The 775-nt window shown below is 40.8% G+C and carries 1 protein-coding gene; it reads left to right on the forward strand.

The genetic code is table 11. The features are described 5' to 3' along the window. On the forward strand, nucleotides 1-716 hold a 716-nt coding region (locus AACV32_RS09545), incomplete at its 5' end, for a replication initiation factor domain-containing protein (RefSeq protein ID WP_170895770.1). Nucleotides 717-775: the final 59 nt, after the last annotated feature.

Consider the following 775-nt stretch of genomic DNA (forward strand, 5'->3'; position numbering starts at 1 on the left):
TCGGCGGAAATCGCGATACTGTGCATTTTCAGATTACAGGCCACGGCTGCAAGCATCTGTTTGCTAATCGCTCTTGTCGTTTCTTGCATCATTGGATTTCAACGGTTTTATGTTGTAAGCAACTCTCACGTATTGATTTAGCCTTTGATGATTACGACGGTTTACATACTTGTGAGGCTGCGGAAAACGTTTCGCGTCTCGGTGGCTTTAAGCGTTCTCGTGGCTTCAGTCCTAAAGTCTCCAATGGTGATGAATGGGATTGGGACGAGAACGGCAATAAAATCTTTTCTCGTGAAGAGCGTAATTTTGGCTCTCGTCAGTCGCTCGTATATTGGCGCGTTTATAACAAGAAATTAGAGCGTAATATTACGGCTGAGGATTTTTCGTGGTATCGCTCCGAGGTTGAATTAAAGAAATGGGACACGGATATATTATTAAACCCTGTCGGGGGCTTTGTTGCATTAAATGCTTATGCCGCCTCTTTATTCTCAAATACCGTTGAGCCTGTAATAACAAAAACCAAATCTAGAAAGTGTGTTACTTGTGATGTATTAGCAGCGTCTTATTGGGCTAAGCGACAATATGGCCGCTTGGTTAATTCTTTACTTGAACTTTATCAAGGCGACTTTGAAAAAGTTGTCACCACCTTGGTTAGGGACGATACGGTTTTATTGTATCCCTCTATGCACCGAAAATTAATTAATGCTTTGGAGTAAATTACTATGTCTCGTCCATCTATTTTTGTATTGGGTATTTCATTTTTCAAAAACGATTT

The sequence above is a fragment of the Vibrio sp. B7 genome, assembly GCF_963888765.1.
Taxonomy (GTDB): Bacteria; Pseudomonadota; Gammaproteobacteria; order Enterobacterales; family Vibrionaceae; genus Vibrio; species Vibrio anguillarum.